Below are 15,931 nucleotides of genomic sequence, written 5' to 3' on the forward strand. Positions count from 1 at the left end.
TACCGTAGGCGTAGTCCTTACCGTAGAGTTCGCTGCGATCTGGAGGTGAGGCAAAGGTGCTGTACTGGTTTGTCAAGCGAGTGGTCCTCGGACCACTGCTCAAGCTGCTCTTTCGACCCAAGGTGGAGGGTCTCGAGCACATCCCTGCGGACGGTGCGGCGATCCTTGCCAGCAACCACTTGTCCTTCTCGGACTCGATCTTCCTGCCGCTCGAGATGGAGCGTCGGCTCACCTTCTTGGCGAAGTCCGACTACTTCACCGGACCGGGGATCAAGGGACGGCTCACCGCAGCCTTCTTCCGCAGCATGGGCCAGCTGCCGATCGACCGCAGCGGAGGCAGGGCGAGCGAGGCCGCACTGCGCGCCGGGCTCAGCGTGCTCGAGCGTGGTGAGCTGCTCGGTCTCTATCCCGAGGGCACCCGCTCGCCCGACTCGCGTCTCTACCGAGGCCGCACCGGCGTCGCCCGGATGGCGCTCACTGCCGGTGTCCCCGTCATCCCCGTCGCGATGATCGACACCGACAAGGCCCAACCGACCGGGCAGCTGATCCCCAACATCCGCCGCATCGGCATCAAGATCGGCAAGCCGCTGGACTTCTCCCGGTACGAGGGCATGGAGGGCGACCGCTTCGTCCTGCGCTCGATCACCGACGAGATCATGTACGAGCTCATGCAGCTGTCCGACCAGGAGTACGTCGACATGTACGCCACGTCGATGAAGGAAAAGCTGCTCACCAAGGCCAAGCGCCGCGCTCGCGAGCTGCAGGAAGCGGCACGTCCGGGCCGTGCGGTCGCCGAGCTCGAGCACATCATCGAGCAGGGTGACCGACCCGAGCAGGGTGACCGACCCGGGGACAGCCCGTGGTCCGAGGAGAAGGACGGGCTCTAGTCCCATGCAGGTGGACCCGGGGGAGAGCTCGCTGCGGCGGCACTACAACCCCTCACCGCTCATCGACAGTGCCGGCGGCCGTGGGCTGGCCCTCTACCGGTTCCTGTCCCTCGGCTATGCCGCGATCCTCGTCGGCCTCCACCGTGAGCACGTCATCCTCTGGTGGCCCATCATCCTCTTCGGGGTCGTGGTCCTCGCCTGGTCGATCGCCGCGCCGCTGCTGCCGCGCCCGACCAAGACGGCCATCGCGGTCGAGCTGGTCATCGCCTGTACCGGCATCCTCCTCACCAGCGTGGTCTACTCGGCCGCCGCGGTCAGCGACGGCATCTCGACCCTGCCGGGTGTCTGGTCCGCGGCGCCGGTCATGGCCGCAGCACTGCTCTGCGAGATCCCCGGCGGGGTCGTCGCGGCCACCGTCGTCGCCGCGGCCAACATCATCCAGGCCGAGGACGACAGCCAGCTGACCTGGCACAACATCTTCCTGCTCTTCCTCCTCGGCATCCTCGTCGGTCTCGCGGTCCAGCTGGCCCGGGAGAGCCAGAAGAACCTCGAGCGGGCCCTCGCGGTCAGCGCACGTCTCGCCGAGCGCGAGCGCATCGGCCGCGAGGTGCACGACGGCGTCCTCCAGGCGCTGGCGATGATCAACCGCCGCGGTCGCGAGCTCGGGAGCGAAGGGAGGGTCCTGGCCGACCTCGCCGCCGACCAGGAGCGCTCCCTGCGCACCCTCATCACGCGCTTCGAGCCGGCTGCGGCAGAGTCCTCCGCGCCCGGCAGCGAGGAGGTCCGTGACCTCACGGCCGGGCTGGCCTCCCTTCGCTCGTCCTCGGTCGAGGTGGTCCTGCCGGCCGGCCCGGTGAGGTTGCCGGCCCACGCCGCGCAGGAGGTGGAGGCAGCCGTCGCGGCGGCCCTCGACAACGTCGCCCAGCACGCCGGGCCGGGTGCCAGGGCGTGGGTGCTCCTCGATGCCGACGACCGTGGGATCGAGATCGTCATCCGGGACAACGGCGTGGGCATCGAGTCCGACCGACTCGTCCGTGCGGTCGAGGAGGGCCGTCTCGGGGCGAGCAGCTCGATCCGTGGACGGATGCTCGACCTCGGTGGTGACGCGAGCTGGCGCTCACCGTCGGCCGGAGGCACGACGGTCACCCTCAGCCTCCCGTCATCGGACGTGGCAGGCTCCACCCCATGAGCGAGCCCACGACGCCCCTGACGGTCCTCGTCGCCGACGACCACCCGCTCTGGCGAGACGCCCTGGTGCGCGACCTCGAGGAAGCCGGGTTCGACATCGTCGGCACCGCGGCCGACGGCCCGTCGACCGTGCGCCGTACCAAGGCGACGGTGCCGGACGTCCTCGTCCTCGACCTCAACCTGCCGCACCTGCGCGGAGACGAGGTGTGCACCGCGATCAGCGACCTGTCGACCAAGGTGCTCATCCTCTCCGCCAGCGGCGAAGAGCACGACGTGCTCGCCGCGGTCAAGGCCGGGGCGAGCGGCTACCTCGTGAAGTCGGCCTCGCCGGCCGAGATCCGGGACGCCGTGAGCGCGACCGGGGCCGGGGAAGCCGTCTTCACCCCCGGTCTGGCCGGCCTGGTGCTCGGGGAGTTCCGCGAGATGAGCAGCCGCGCGCGGACCGAGCCCGAGCCGGCCGAAGAGACCTCGCGGGTGCCCGAGCTCACCGAGCGCGAGACGGAGATCCTGCGTTACGTGGCGATGGGGATGACCGCCAAGGAGATCGCCGCCGATCTGGTCATCTCGCACCGGACCGTGCAGAACCACGTGCAGAACATCCTCGGCAAGCTCCACCTGCACAACCGTGTGGAGCTGACCCGCTTCGCCATCAGCCGGGGACTCGACCAGCCGGAGTGACCTCCCTTCGTCCTGTGGTTGGACGGGTGCAAGCGCGTCGGGTGACGCGGCCTATCCTTGGCAGGTGACCACCGCAGTGCCCTCCTCCATGTCCCCAGCCACGATCTCCAGCGACCTGCCTGCAGCGCAGCAGCCCAACTGGCCCGACCGTGCTGTCCTCGACGACGCCATCGCGCAGCTGGCGACCTATCCGCCGCTCGTCTTCGCGGGGGAGTGCGACAACCTGCGCGACCGGATGGCTGCGGCCGCCGTCGGTGAGGCCTTCGTGCTCCAGGGAGGCGACTGCGCCGAGACCTTCGTCCACGCCACCGCCGACAACATCCGCGACCGGATCAAGACCGTGCTGCAGATGGCAGCCGTGCTCACCTACGGCGCGGGCATGCCCGTGATCAAGATGGGTCGGATGGCGGGCCAGTTCGCCAAGCCCCGCAGCAAGGACACCGAGACGCGAGACGGCGTCACCCTGCCCGCCTACCGCGGCGACATGGTCAACGACTTCGCCTTCACCCCCGAGTCGCGCAACCCCGACCCGGGCCGCCTGCTGCGCGGGTACCACACGAGCGCGTCGACGCTGAACCTCGTGCGTGCCTTCACCCAGGGTGGCTTCGCCGACCTGCGTCGGGTGCACGACTGGAATGTCGGCTTCGTCTCCAACTCCGCCAACCGTCGCTACGAGGGCCTGGCCCACGAGATCGACAAGGCGATGCGCTTCATGGCCGCCTGCGGGGTCGACTTCGAGGCGATGCGCGCGACCGAGTTCTGGTCCGCTCACGAGGCGCTGCTGCTGGACTACGAGCGGCCGATGACCCGTGTCGACTCACGCACCGGCGACCTCTACGACACCTCCGGCCACTTCCTGTGGATCGGCGAGCGCACCCGCCAGATCGACCACGCGCACCTCGACTTCGTCAGCCGCATCCGCAACCCGATCGGGATGAAGGTCTCGGACAAGGCCGACCCCGACGAGCTGCTGCGGATCATCGACCTGCTCGACCCGCACCGCGAGCCGGGCCGCCTGACCTTCATCACCCGCATGGGCTCGGGCAAGATCCGCGACGCCATGCCCTCCATCGTGGAGAAGGTGCGTGACTCCGGCGCCATCGTCACGTGGATCTGCGACCCGATGCACGGCAACACCTTCGAGTCGGCGTCGGGCTTCAAGACCCGCGACTTCGACGACGTCGTCGACGAGGTGCGTGGCTTCTTCGAGGTGCACCGCTCGCTCGGTACCGTCCCGGGTGGCCTGCACATCGAGCTCACCGGCAACGACGTCACCGAGTGCCTCGGTGGCGCCGAGCGGATCCTCGACGCGGACCTCAACAAGCGTTACGAGAGCGTCTGCGACCCGCGCCTGAACCACCAGCAGAGCCTCGAGCTGGCCTTCCTCACCGCGGAGATGCTCAGCGAGCGCTGACGGGCCATCGCACGACCCGCTGTCCCGTGAGTCGGTGACGCGTCGCGCTGCTACCCCCGGCTACGGGATCACGACGTGTGTCGGCGCCGGCACACGAGCACGGTGACGACGGACGTCGTGGCCGTGAGGACCCCACCCCAGAGGGTGTCGAGCGCGGAGATGGCCAAGGGCCAGCCGTCGAGGACGGCAAGGTTGGTGAACCCGAAGGTCGCGTAGGCGGTGAGGCCGAGCGCGAGTCCCCGGACCAGCGCGATGCGCACGGATCCCGCGTCGAGCGCAGGGCGGACGACGAGGACGGTCGTGCCGAGGACGTACACGACGTAGAAGACGGCGGCTGCCCAGGCGACCGGCGGGTCGGCGAGCCCCCCACCGAGCTCGGCGTCGTACAGCGGCCCGGCGACCAGACCGATCCACACGGCATCGAGCAGACCGAGGACGAGTGCGGCGACGAGGGCGGGCAGCACCCAGCGGCGGACCGGTCCGGCCTGGTCGTGATCGCGGACTGCCATCAGACGACGAGGATCGTGACTGTGGAGCCCTTGGGTGCGCTGCCGCCGCCGGGGCGTGAGGCGCGGACCTCGTCGAGGACCCCGCCGAGGAAGGTCTGCACCGAGACCTTGAAGCCGGCGTCCTGCAGCTTCGTGGTCGCCGCGGCGCGGCTGAGGCCGTCGACGTCGGGGACCGCGATCATCTCCGGGCCCTTGGACACGGTGATCGTCACCGTCTCCCCGGGCAGGAGGGTTCCGCTCGAGGGGCTCTGGCTGACGACCGAACCCTTGGTGACCGACGAGGAGTAGACCTCGTCGGACGTGGCGACATCCAGCCCGGCGCCCTCGAGGGCAGTCGTGGCGTCGGCGGAGGTCTTGCCCGTGACGCCCGGGACGTCGATCGGCTCGGGGCCCTTGGAGATCACGAGGTCGACCGGGGCGTCGCGCTTGAGGCTGGTACCGGTCTTGGGCGTGGTGGAGACGACCTCGCCCTTGGGCACGGTGTCGTCCCACGCCTGCGTCGTCGTGTCGACGACCAGGTGGGTGGACTTGAGGGCGGCCGTCGCCTGTGCGGTGGTCTTGCCGTCGAGGTCGGGGACCTTGTACCGCTCCGGTCCCTTGGAGAAGACGATGGTGACCTCGCTGCCCTTCGACAGCTCGGTGCCGGTGGGTGGGTTGGAGGTGATCGCCTGCCCCTTGGGCACCTTCTCGTCGAAGGCGCTCTGCTCGGTGAGCGACAGATCGTTCTGGGTGAGAGTGGACTCGACGTCCTGCTGGGTCTGACCAGCGGTGTCGGGTACGAGGACCATGCTGCCGGGACCCTCCTGGGTCCACCACCAGCCACCGCCGGCGGCGAGGAGGGCGGCGAGCAGGAGTGCCACGAGGACACCTCGAGCACGGCGACGGCGGCGCGAAGGGGGAGCCGGAGCAGACGTGGCGATGGCGGTGGTCGGACGGGGGCGCGGGTGGGCGATCGTCGCCGTCCCGACGGAGGTCGTGCGCCGGCTGGCGCCGGGGCGGCGGTCCAGCTCGTCGGTGGTCAGGTCGGCCCGGACCCGCTGCAGCTCGGCGAGGTAGGCACCCGCGTCGCGTGGGCGTCCGTCGGGATCGCGGTGGGTCGCCAGCGCGAACAGGTCGTCGAGCTGTACCGGCAGCCCCTCCACCACATCAGAGGGCGCGGCCAAGGACCCGTGGACGTGCTGGAAGGCGACATGGATCGGGGACTCGCCCTCGACGGCTCGCTGCCCGGTGAGCAGCTCGAAGAGGATGAGACCGGCCGCGTAGACATCGCTGCGAGCGTCCGCGATGCCGCGCTCGACCTGCTCGGGGGAGAGGTAGGCCACCGTGCCGAAGAGCACGCCGTCATCGGCGGTGGTGGTCTGGGAGGTGACGGCTCGGGCCAGCCCGAAGTCCGCGACCTTGATCTGGCCGCGGTCGGCGATGAGCACGTTCTCGGGCTTGACGTCGCGGTGGATGTAACCGGCCTCGTGCGCGGCGGCCAGACCGGTGAGGACCGGCTCGAGGATGTCGAGCGCAGCGCGGGGGGTGAGGGCGCCCTCGGCGTCCATGACGGCCCGTGCGGTGCGCCCTTCGATGTACTCCATCGCGAGGAAGACCTGACCGTTGTCCTCGCCCTGGTCGAAGACGGGCACGACATTGGGGTGGCTCAAGCGAGCGGCCGATCGGGCCTCGCGACGGAAGCGCGACACGAAGGTCTCGTCCGCCGCGAGGTCGGGGCGCATGACCTTCAGGGCCACCTCCCGGTCCAGCCGGGTGTCGGTGGCGAGCAGGACCGTGGCCATCCCGCCGTCAGCGAGGTGGCGCAGCACCTTGTACCGACCGTCGACGAGGTCGCCGACGAGCGGGTGCGTGGATGCGGTGGTCACGCTCAAAGTCTAGGTTCGCCCCCTTCGTCCATCCGTCACATCCGGGTTCGGAGCGCCTTGACGTTCTTCACGTACTGCTTGGTGTCGGTGTACATGCCGTTGGACTCCACGGACGCCAGGCCCTGGTAGTAGCCGGCGATGGCGTCGGAGGTGCTGTCTGCCTGCTCGGTGAGGACCTTGAGCAGCAGGACACCGGCCGTGATGTTGTCGTCGGTGTCGAGCAGGTCGAGCTGGCGACCGGCGAGCTGCGAGGTCCACTCGCCGGTGCTCGGGATGACCTGCATGGTGCCGACGGCGTTGGCGACGGACACCTGGCGTTGGTTCCAGCCGGACTCCTGGTAGGAGATGGCCAGGGCGATCGACGGGTCGACCCCGTGCTGGCGGGAGATGCGGGTGATCTTGGCCTTGGTCTCAGCGCGGCTCGGGACCGCCCGCCCGGCGAGGATGCTGCGGTTGCGGTCCGCGGCGTCGACGATCTTGTCCGAGTAGGTGCGACCGGCGAAGGTGTTGTTCTTCGTCGCGGTCGGCTTCTTCTTGGCGTGGGTGGCGTTCGAGGAGCTCTTGGACGCGCCGGTGACCTTGAGGCTGGTGCCGGGGTGGATGAACTCGTTGCTGGAGATTCGGTTGAGCTTGGCCAGGCGCGCGACGCTCATGTGGTGGCGGGCGGCGATGCCCGTGAGGGTCTCCCCGTCGCGCACCGTGTGGCGCGACGTGGTCGCCGGGCGGCTGGCGCGCTTGGCAGGCTTGGTCGCGGCGCCCGTGACACGGAGCTTTTCACCGGGGTGGATGAACTTGCCGCTGAGGTCGTTGAGCGAGCGCAGTCGCTCGACGCTCATGTGGTGGCGGGCGGCGATGCCGGTCAAGGTGTCACCGCTGCGCACGACGTACGAGCGGGTGGAACCAGAGCGGGCGGGCTTCGACGCGGAACGCTCAGGGGCGGTGGATGCCGAGCGTCCGGGGACTCGCAGCTTCTGTCCCGGGTGGATGAAGGAGTCGGCGGAGAGGTGGTTGCGCGACAGCAGGGCCGCCGGGCTCACGTGGTAGCGGGCGGCGATGTCGTAGATCGTCTCGCCGGCGCGGACGGTGTGGCTGGGCGTGCCTTGGGACGCGTGGGCCGTGGTCTCGGCGGTCTGGTCGATCTCTGCGACCACGGGCATGGCGGGGGCAGTGACGAGAAGCGGAAGGACCATGTGGGGACTCCGATGTCGGGGACGCAGGGGAACGCCCGGGGGTGGGAGATGTGGCGCGTGTGGGACCTGTTACTGATGTGGCGTATGTGGTTTCTGCGACGACGGTACCGAAGATGAGCCTGTTTCGCGCGTTGTCCGACACGTGGCGCGCTTCGATGTGCTGGGCCGGACCCGCGCTCTGACACACTGGCGGGCGTGAATGACACCCCTGATCTTGATGTCTGGCTGCCTCTCCCCGACGTGGCCGAGCGGCTCGGCGTCCGCCTGTCCGACGTGCGACGGATGCTCGACGATCGCGAGCTCCTCGCCTCGCGCCGCGGGGAGCGCAACACGCTCTGCGTGCCGGAGGTCTTCCTCGGCGAGGACGGTCCGTTGCCCGAGCTTGCCGGGACCTTCACGGTGCTGAGCGATGCTGCCTTCTCCGACGAGGAGATCCTCGAGTGGATGTTTGCTCGTGACGAGACGTGGCCCGCAGGGTCGACCGCGATCGAGGCGATGCTCGCGGGATTCAAGACCGAGGTGCGCCGCCGGGCGATGGAAGAGGCGTAGAGCGGCGGGTCAGCCTTCGTCGGCAGTGAGCCGAGTCTTTGTGCCGACCACGGCGAGGGTGTCGACGGGCTCGTCCTGCAGGTCGGCGGTGGTGGCGATGTCTTGCCATTGGCCGCCGTTGACGCGGTATCGGCCGGTCAGTCGGGCGTCGACCTTGATGTCGACGTCGCCGGTCTTCGTGTACTTGTGCGTGATGTCGCCGTCGAGGTGGGTGCCGCCCGGGCTGGTGGTCCACTCGGAGTGGGTGCCGTCACCGAAGTCGTAGCGGTAGTCCTGTGCATCGACCTTGAAGTCGATGGTCCAGGACAAGAGCTTGACGGGCTTGCTGGTCTCGCCCGGCTCCAGGCCGGTGTCCTCGGGCCATGTCGCGGCGTAGTAGGTCGTGAAGTTGGTCAGGGTCTTCATGCCCTTGGGCTCGACGCTGACGGTCGGCTTGCTGAAGGGGAGCTCTTTGAAGGCGGTCTGGATCTGGGCGAAGGTCGGGACGGGTGGGGCCTGGATGGGAACGACCAGAGGCGGTCGGCCAGGGCCTTGGTCGATGGTCACGGAGTCGGCGACTCCGCACGTGGTGCGGGAGTTCTGCCATGGGCCGTCGTTGACGGAGACGTAGGTGATGGTGGGCGGTTGGAAGTAGTTGGGGTCGCCTGACTCGGTGATGCACCCGGCGCGGGTGCCGGCGCAATCCGTGTTGCGGTTCTCGCAGGTCTCGTACCTGACCTTCACCTCGTCCTTGGGCTTCGCGCCCTTGATGTCTGTCGAGACGATGTTGGCCGACAGGGCCCGGCCGGAGGGGAGGGTTGGTGCTCCGCCTGCGTCTGCGCCTTTGGCGAGGCCGGGTGGGATGATGCGATGTTCTTCCACCGATGCTCCAGCGCCAATGTCGGAGATCACTCCGATGGGGTCTGCGTGGGCCGATTGGATCGAAAGAACCGTGAAGCAGAATGCGGCGAGTATCGCGATCGGGGAGATGCGGCTGGTCATGTGGCAACCCAATCTGCCATCTGCCATCGCCCGTTCTGCCAAATCAGGTGCTCAGTGAGTGTGTATTGGGCAGCTTTCACCGTGCCGTTTGGCTCGCCGTTCGAATCGACGCGTTTGTGGGCGGCCACCTTGACATTCATCGACACTTTGTAGCCGGCGTCTGGACGTTTGACTGCTTTGACGTTAGACACTGAATAGGGATTCTTGTCCCGCGACCAGCCCTTGGCGTGCTCCTCGTTGATGTGCTTGATCGCGGTGCTGCACACCTGGCAGTCGCTGGTGTCCATCTGTTCGAGAGCAATCGTCTCTCCACTGTGACCTGCCTCGCCCAGGGCCTCGTAGTAGTACTTCCCGAAGGCCGCAGCTCCTTCCTTCGTCTCTTCCCGAGCGGCCGCAGGCAGATCGCTGGGCATCTCGGGCCCCTCGCTGGTAGCGCTGCTGCTGGAGGGGCTGCTCGACGAAGAGCTCGAGCCGGATGCGCTCGAGGAGGGCGGCGACGTCGAGTCCCCGGGCAGGGGAGAGACGGTCGTCGAAGACGTCGGCTCGACAGGCTCGTCACCACTGCACGCGGCCAGGCCTCCGGTCAGGAGGGCGGCTGCGGTCAGGACTGCTGCTCCACGCGTGAACTGCACGATCTTCGCTTTCGTCGACGACGGGCGCGAACCGTGTGGCCACCCCCGAGAACGCCGTCAACGCTAGCGACTTCCGGCCAACTCGCATCTTGACCGTCCACAGGCGCCGAGACGAGCGTCAGACGGGGAGTGTCGTACTGCAGTTCGCGCAGCAACCGACGAGGAGTCGCGGGTCCTGGGGTGTGGCGGACGCCAACTGCAGTCCGACACGCAGTGGCCGGGCTGGTCTCAGGTGGTGCGCGCGGTGGTGACGTCGACGAGATCGGCGAGGACCGACCGCGCGGGGTCGGCGACCCCGGTCGCCTCAGCGAGAGCAGCGCGGGCCGCCTCGGCGCCGACGGTGATGTCGCGCTCGACCCCGTCGAGGGCGCCCGTGTCGACGATCAGCTCGCGGAAGGACTCGACCTCTTCGGCGCCCAGGTCGGGTGCCCCGAGCCACTGGTCGACCTTGGTCGTCGCGACGTCGTCCGCACCCGCGAGGGTGCGGGCGATGAGCACGGTGCGCTTGCCCTCGCGCAGGTCGTCGCCCGCGGGCTTGCCGGTGACCTCTGGGTCGCCGAAGACGCCGAGCACGTCGTCGCGCAGCTGGAAGGCCTCACCCAGCGCCAGCCCGTAGCGGGACAGGGCCGCGAGGTCGCTCTCGGACGCGCCGCCAGCGGTCGCCCCGATGAGCAGCGGGTGCTCGATCGAGTACTTGGCGCTCTTGTAGCGGATGACGTGCCGCGAGCGTTCGATCCGCTCGGCGTCGTCCAGCCGGTGCCATGGGCGCATCGAGGTGACGATGTCGAGGAACTGGCCGGCCATGAGCTGTCCGCGCATCCGCTCGAAGGCCGGGCGGGCTGCAGCGAGCGCCTCCGTGGGCAGACCCGAGTCGGCGTAGAGGTCGTCGCACCAGCCGAGGCAGAGGTTGCCGGCGAGGATCGCGCCAGCCACGCCGAAGCGGTCCGGATCGCCGTGCCAGACGCGCTCTGCGTGGGTCCGTGCGAGGGCCCGGTGCATCGCCGGCTGACCGCGGCGGGTCTCGCTGTCGTCCATGACGTCGTCGTGGATGAGCGCAGCGGCCTGGAAGAGCTCCATCGAGGCGGCGAGGGAGATTGCGCCCTCGTCGTCGTCGCGCCCGGCAGCGCGCCAGCCCCAGTAGGCGAACCCGGCCCGCAGCCGCTTGCCGCCCTGCAGGAGGGTGCGCACGGGGCCGGTGAGGTCGGCCACATCAGGTCCGATCTCGGCGAGCTCGACCTCCCAGCGGTCCAGCTCGGTGTCGATGCGGTCCTGGACCCGCGAACGCAGGTCGGCCAGGTCCAGCGGGTGCGGCACGTGGGCTCCAGTGGCGAGAGGTGTCGGTGGTCCGTGGTCGGATCCTTGGGTCGCGACCAGCCTACGTCGAGCGGGGTTGACTGGCTGTCAGCCCCCCGGTCTACTGTTGTTCGAACAGATGTTCGAGCAAAGGAGTGGTCATGGTCAGGCTCGTCGAGGAGGCCATAGAGGTACGAGTGGCGGAGACACGACCGGAGCAGTTCCTCTGGAGAGGGCGGCTCTACCGGGTCACCGAGGTGGTCGATCACTGGCAGGAGAGGCGTGCCTGGTGGCGCGCGACAGACGGGCAGTCGCTCTCGCAGGTCCCGCTCGCCCGGGACGTGTGGCGGGTGTCCGCGAGCCGGGGCCGCAGCGGCACGCCAGGGGTCTACGACCTGGGCGTGGACGGTGGCTCGTCGGGCGCGTCCGACTGGCTGCTCCTGCGGACCCAGGACTGAGGGGGCGGTGATGGTTGCCGTTGCCGTCCTCCACCCCGATCGCCTCGACGGGGCGATGGACCTGCTCTTCAGCGCGGGAGAGAGCCTCGCGGCCGCGCACATGGCTCGCAGCGTGCCTGATCGCAGTGCCGGGACCCGGCTTGCCGTGCTCCGGGCTGCTGCCGCCGTGCTGTGCGTGCGTGGTCGTCCCATGCGCTCCGGTCCCGTCGACGTGTGGCAGCTGCTGCCCCAGGTGGCGCCCGAGCTGACCGAGTGGGCGGACTTCTTCGAGGTGGTCCTGCCCGAAGGGGGGACCCGCCCCGGTCATGGAGCGGCCGGACCGATGAGCGTGCGCGAGGTCGACGACCTGCTGCGCCAGGGAGAGGACTTCGTGCGGATCGTCGCCGGTCTCCTCGGCCTGTCACCGGTGCCGGTGCCCGGTGACCTCGTCGCGATCACGGGCGCGCCTGACCTCAAGGAGATGCGGTACGGCGGTGGTGCCGGGTGAGCTTCGCCCATCTGCACGTGGCGTCGGGGTTCTCCCTTCGTCATGGCACGACGACTCCGGAGGACCTCGTGGCCCGGGCCGCGGAGCTCGGGCAGCCGGCTCTCGCCCTGACCGACCGCGACGGGCTCTACGGGGCGGTGCGCTTCGTCCGCGCGGCGACCGCGGCCGGGATCGTGCCGATCCTCGGGGTGGACCTGGCCGTCGACGACGGGTCCCGGACTCCCTCGCGCCGACGCACGCCCGTACGAGGTGGCGCCGAGGTCGACCCTCGTCACCCACGGGTCACCGTCCTGGCCCGCGGCACCGGAGCCGGGGTCCCGCACGGGGTCGGCTGGGCCAGGCTGTGCCGACTCGTCAGCGAGGTGCACCTGACGGGCGAGCGCGGCGAAGCCGTGGCGACGGCGGCGATGGTCGCCCGGCATGCAGCGGCGCCAGGACCCGACGAGCCGGGACCGCTGCTCGTCCTGCTCGGCCCGACCTCCGACGTCGGCGCCGCGCTGCTCGCCCGTCGGCCGGACCTCGCGCGTCAACGGCTGCAGGCCTGGCAGCAGGTCCTGCCCGCCGGTGCGCTCGCGATCGAGGTCGTCGACCACGGCGGTCCGCCCGGCACGCCGGCCTCGACCGGCCACGCCGCGCACCTGCTCGGCCTCGCCGACTCCTGCGGTGTCCCCGCCGTGCTCACCGCGGCCGTGCGCCATCTGCGGCCGGAGGACGCGGCGACCGCAGACGTCCTCGACGCGACCCGTCGACTCGTCGCCCTCGACGCCCGTCACCTCGACCGGGTGACGACCGCCGGGCACCTCGCCGACGACGCCACGATGGCTGCGAGCGCCCACCGGGTGACGACCGCACTCGGCGGCGGCGCCGGCGGCTGGTCCTGCGCGAGTCCGGCCGAGCGAGCCCGGGTGCTCCTCGACGAGACGGTGCGCACGGCGATGGGGTGCGCTCTGGATGACCGCCTGGACCTGGGCATCGGCCGGGTGCACCTGCCGGAGGCGCACGTGCTGGGGCTACGACCGGACCAGGACCCGCAGGCGGTGCTCGCGCAGCGGTGCCGGGCAGCGATCGGCGCGCGCTACCCCGACGCGCTGCCGTCGATGCTGCGACAGGTCGAGGAGCGGCTGGCCGACGAGCTCGACGTCGTCGATGCCTTGGGGTACCCGACCTACTTCCTGACCGTCGCCGAGGTCGTCGACCTCATCACCGGCGCCGGGGTGCGCGTCGCCGCCCGCGGCTCCGGGGCGGGCAGCCTCGTCAACCACCTGCTCGGCATCAGCGCCATCGACCCGATCCGGCACGACCTGCTCATGGAGCGCTTCTGCTCGCCGCTGAGGGCCGAGCTGCCCGACATCGACATCGACGTGGAGTCCGCGCGCCGGACCGAGATGTACGGGCTGGTCCTGGAGCGCTTCGGCCGCGACCGGGTGACGTGCGTGTCGATGATGGACACCTACAAGGCGCGGCACGCCATCCGTGACGTCGGCGCGGCGCTGGGGGTCCCCCCTTCGGAGGTCGACGAGATCGCCAAGGCCTTCCCGCACATCCGCGCCAAGGATGTGCGCTCGGCGATGGCCGAGCTGCCCGAGCTGCGCACCCGCAGCCTCGACGGACCACGTCTCGGAGTGCTCTTCGACCTGGTGGAGCGGCTCGACGGACTGCCACGACACATCGCCCTGCACCCCTGCGGTGTCGTCCTGTCCGACGGTGGTCTGCTCGACCGCACCCCGGTCGAGTCGAGCTGGCTGGGCTTCCCGATGAGCCAGTTCGACAAGGACGACGTCGAGGCGCTCGGGCTGCTCAAGCTCGACATCCTCGGCATCCGGATGCAGTCGGCGATGGCGCACGCGGTCGGCGAGGTCGAGCGGGCCGACGGGGGGCGGATCGACCTCGACGACCGGGCCGATGTCCCGCTCGACGACCCGGCGACCTTCGCGATGATCCGTACGACCCGCACGCTCGGGTGCTTCCAGATCGAGAGCCCGGGACAGCGCGAGCTCATCGGCAAGCTCGCACCCACCGTCTTCGACGACCTGATCATCGACATCTCGCTCTTCCGCCCCGGCCCGGTGAAGTCGGACATGATCCGACCCTTCCTCGAGGCCCGGCACGGCTGGTCGCGGCCGCAGTTCCTCCACGACCGGCTCGTCCCGGCGCTCGCCGAGACCGAGGGGGTCGTCGTCTTCCACGAGCAGATGCTGCGGATCATCTCCGAGACGAGCGGCGCGACCCTGGCGCAGGCCGACGAGGTGCGGCGCACCATGGGCAGTCCCGACGGGCAGGCGCGCATCGAGGCGTGGTGGCGGCCCGCTGCGGCCGCCCGTGGTTACCCGCAGGCCGACGTCGACCGGATCTGGACGGTGCTGGCAGCCTTCGCCTCCTTCGGTTTCTGCAAGGCGCACGCTGCCGCCTTCGCCATGCCGACCTATCAGTCCGCGTGGCTCAAGACCCACCACCCGGCAGCCTTCCTCGCCGGTGTCCTCACCCACGACCCGGGCATGTACCCCAAGCGACTGCTCCTCGAGGAGGCCCGCTCGCTCGGCGTCACGGTCCTCGGCGTCGACGTCAACGCGAGCACGGGGGAGTACCGCATCGAGCGCGCGCCCGTGCCGGGGCAGCCTCCGGACGACCCGGACCTGCCCGACGGGTCCGGCTGGGGGATCCGCCTCTCGCTCGCCGACGTCAAGGGCATGAGCGACGGCGAGATCGCTCGCGTCGTCGCCGGAGCGCCCTACGACTCGCTCGCCGACTTCTGGCAGCGGGCTGCGGTGAGCCGGCCGGTCGTCGAGCGGTTGATCCTCGTCGGGGCCTTCGACTCCGTGCACGGCACCGGGGCGGGGCGCGCGGGGCCGGGACTCGGCAGCCGCGGGCGACTGACCCGCCGTGACCTGCTGCTGCACGTCGCCGAGCTCGACCGCTGGTCACGGGCCGCATCAGGTCGCTCCCGAGGGCGGGCACGGCGGGCCGATGTCCCGACCTGGGCAGCAGGGAAGCCGGGGGCGCAGCAGGTGCGCACGAGCACCGTCACCCCGGTCGCCAGTCAGCTGACCCTCGACCTCGGCGACTCCCCGGAGCTCGGTGACGGCGTCGGCCTGCCCGAGATGACCGTCCCCGACCAGGTGAGCGCCGAGCTGGAGATCCTCGGGCTCGATGCCTCACGGCATGTCATGGACTTCTACGCGCCGATGCTCCAGGCGCTCGGGGTGACCCGCAGTACCGACCTGCTCTCGGTGCGCAACGGTGCGCGGATCCTCGCCGCAGGAGTCAAGGTCGCGACCCAGACCCCACCGATCCGCTCTGGTCGCCGGGTCGTCTTCCTCACCGTCGACGACTCGACCGGCCCGGTCGACGCGACCTTCTTCGAGGACGTGCAGGGGCCCTACGCGGCGACGATCTTCCACTCCTGGTTGTTGCTCGTGCGCGGCACGATCCGTCGGGCCGGGCCGCGCGGGGTCTCGGTGCTCGCCTCTGGCGCCTGGGAGCTGTCGACGCTGTGGGAGGCCTGGGAACGTGGCGGGATCGAGGCCGTGCACGCCGCGCTCGACGAGGCCGACGATCTCGCCCGGGCCCGCGACGCCGCGCACCATCAGCCCGAGGGTCACCGCGTGCTCGTCCACGCCTCGGGTTTCCGCCAGTCACCGTGGGCCGACACCCGTCCCGCGGGCACGGGTGTCGAGCCCCCGCGCAAGCTGTGGCACTCCTCGCCCGGCAGCTCGGGGCACTGAACCTTCGCCCCCTCCAGAGGGGGCGAACCTCCCTTCGCGCCGCAGCGGATCGTCGGGAGCCCGCGGAGACCGGGACAA

The 15,931-nt window shown here is 70.2% G+C and carries 14 protein-coding genes; 8 read left to right on the forward strand and 6 right to left on the reverse strand.

The window, feature by feature from the left end:
• The first annotated feature begins 56 nt into the window (after positions 1–56).
• The 4 genes from ASG73_RS10950 (at position 57) to ASG73_RS10965 (ending at position 4,167) form a co-directional block, all read left to right on the forward strand.
• Positions 57–887, forward strand: a complete 831-nt coding sequence (locus ASG73_RS10950; protein ID WP_055994799.1) for a lysophospholipid acyltransferase family protein — start codon at positions 57–59, stop codon at positions 885–887.
• A 4-nt stretch (positions 888–891) separates the two neighbouring features.
• The gene (gene macS, locus ASG73_RS10955; RefSeq protein WP_055994802.1) at positions 892–2,076 is read left to right on the forward strand and encodes a MacS family sensor histidine kinase; all 1,185 of its coding nucleotides are present in this window, start codon (positions 892–894) and stop codon (positions 2,074–2,076) included.
• A complete protein-coding gene (locus tag ASG73_RS10960) occupies positions 2,073–2,753 on the forward strand; it encodes a response regulator (protein WP_055994805.1) in 681 nt (226 codons plus the stop codon). Before macS ends, ASG73_RS10960 begins: the two co-directional genes overlap by 4 nt.
• Positions 2,754–2,841: 88 nt before the next feature.
• Entirely contained in the window at positions 2,842–4,167 is a 1,326-nt protein-coding gene (locus ASG73_RS10965; protein ID WP_055995987.1) for a class II 3-deoxy-7-phosphoheptulonate synthase, read from the forward strand.
• A 68-nt stretch (positions 4,168–4,235) separates the two neighbouring features.
• Here the strand turns inward: ASG73_RS10965 and ASG73_RS10970 are convergent, their stop codons facing one another.
• Genes ASG73_RS10970 through ASG73_RS10980 form a run of 3 tightly spaced genes read right to left on the reverse strand, consistent with a single transcriptional unit; the run spans position 4,236 to position 7,698 of the window.
• A complete protein-coding gene (locus tag ASG73_RS10970) occupies positions 4,236–4,676 on the reverse strand; it encodes a DUF2177 family protein (RefSeq protein ID WP_055994808.1) in 441 nt (146 codons plus the stop codon).
• Complete coding sequence (gene pknB / locus ASG73_RS10975; RefSeq protein WP_055994810.1) at positions 4,676–6,541, reverse strand: Stk1 family PASTA domain-containing Ser/Thr kinase; 1,866 nt, start codon at positions 6,539–6,541, stop codon at positions 4,676–4,678. Before pknB ends, ASG73_RS10970 begins: the two co-directional genes overlap by 1 nt.
• Positions 6,542–6,576: 35 nt before the next feature.
• Positions 6,577–7,698, reverse strand: coding sequence for a LysM peptidoglycan-binding domain-containing protein (locus tag ASG73_RS10980; RefSeq protein ID WP_055994812.1), 1,122 nt, complete (start codon positions 7,696–7,698; stop codon positions 6,577–6,579).
• A gap of 228 nt (positions 7,699–7,926) precedes the next feature.
• Between ASG73_RS10980 and ASG73_RS10985 the strand changes: the two genes are divergently transcribed.
• Positions 7,927–8,280, forward strand: coding sequence for an Rv2175c family DNA-binding protein (locus tag ASG73_RS10985; RefSeq protein WP_055994815.1), 354 nt, complete (start codon positions 7,927–7,929; stop codon positions 8,278–8,280).
• Between the two features lie 9 nt (positions 8,281–8,289).
• Here ASG73_RS10985 and ASG73_RS10990 read toward each other — a convergent pair whose 3' ends face one another.
• The 3 genes from ASG73_RS10990 to ASG73_RS10995 all read right to left on the reverse strand — a co-directional run bounded on the left by ASG73_RS10990 (position 8,290) and on the right by ASG73_RS10995 (position 11,207).
• Positions 8,290–9,141 (reverse strand): hypothetical protein, encoded by an 852-nt coding sequence (locus ASG73_RS10990; protein WP_055994819.1) that lies wholly within the window; start codon positions 9,139–9,141, stop codon positions 8,290–8,292.
• A 116-nt stretch (positions 9,142–9,257) separates the two neighbouring features.
• Entirely contained in the window at positions 9,258–9,674 is a 417-nt protein-coding gene (locus ASG73_RS17925) for a DUF6318 family protein (protein ID WP_156466261.1), read from the reverse strand.
• Positions 9,675–10,121: 447 nt separating this feature from the next.
• Positions 10,122–11,207 (reverse strand): polyprenyl synthetase family protein, encoded by a 1,086-nt coding sequence (locus ASG73_RS10995; RefSeq protein ID WP_055994822.1) that lies wholly within the window; start codon positions 11,205–11,207, stop codon positions 10,122–10,124.
• 140 nt (positions 11,208–11,347) lie between these two features.
• On the opposite strand from ASG73_RS10995, the gene ASG73_RS11000 reads away from it, so the two are divergent.
• The 3 genes from ASG73_RS11000 to ASG73_RS11010 are packed head-to-tail and all read left to right on the forward strand — an operon-like array spanning position 11,348 to position 15,853.
• The gene (locus tag ASG73_RS11000) at positions 11,348–11,644 is read left to right on the forward strand and encodes a DUF6504 family protein (RefSeq protein ID WP_055994825.1); all 297 of its coding nucleotides are present in this window, start codon (positions 11,348–11,350) and stop codon (positions 11,642–11,644) included.
• 10 nt (positions 11,645–11,654) lie between these two features.
• Positions 11,655–12,131: an SAV_6107 family HEPN domain-containing protein gene (locus ASG73_RS11005; protein WP_055994828.1), complete on the forward strand. Its 477-nt coding sequence runs from the start codon at positions 11,655–11,657 to the stop codon at positions 12,129–12,131.
• Positions 12,128–15,853 carry a DNA polymerase III subunit alpha gene (locus ASG73_RS11010; protein WP_055994831.1) on the forward strand — a complete coding sequence of 1,242 codons (3,726 nt, stop codon included), beginning with the start codon at positions 12,128–12,130 and terminating at the stop codon, positions 15,851–15,853. The genes ASG73_RS11005 and ASG73_RS11010 overlap by 4 nt, the downstream gene beginning before the upstream one ends.
• Positions 15,854–15,931: the final 78 nt, after the last annotated feature.

The organism is Janibacter sp. Soil728, assembly GCF_001428305.1.
Lineage (GTDB): Bacteria > Actinomycetota > Actinomycetes > Actinomycetales > Dermatophilaceae > Janibacter.

Coding starts and splice junctions, on each gene's coding strand:
- macS (WP_055994802.1), top strand. CDS start 892: ATGCAGGTGGACCCGGGGGAGAGCTCGCTGCGGCGGCACTACAACCCC.
- ASG73_RS10960 (WP_055994805.1), top strand. CDS start 2,073: ATGAGCGAGCCCACGACGCCCCTGACGGTCCTCGTCGCCGACGACCAC.
- ASG73_RS10965 (WP_055995987.1), top strand. CDS start 2,842: ATGTCCCCAGCCACGATCTCCAGCGACCTGCCTGCAGCGCAGCAGCCC.
- ASG73_RS10970 (WP_055994808.1), bottom strand. CDS start 4,676: ATGGCAGTCCGCGATCACGACCAGGCCGGACCGGTCCGCCGCTGGGTG.
- ASG73_RS10980 (WP_055994812.1), bottom strand. CDS start 7,698: ATGCCCGTGGTCGCAGAGATCGACCAGACCGCCGAGACCACGGCCCAC.
- ASG73_RS17925 (WP_156466261.1), bottom strand. CDS start 9,674: ATGCCCAGCGATCTGCCTGCGGCCGCTCGGGAAGAGACGAAGGAAGGA.
- ASG73_RS11000 (WP_055994825.1), top strand. CDS start 11,348: ATGGTCAGGCTCGTCGAGGAGGCCATAGAGGTACGAGTGGCGGAGACA.
- ASG73_RS11005 (WP_055994828.1), top strand. CDS start 11,655: ATGGTTGCCGTTGCCGTCCTCCACCCCGATCGCCTCGACGGGGCGATG.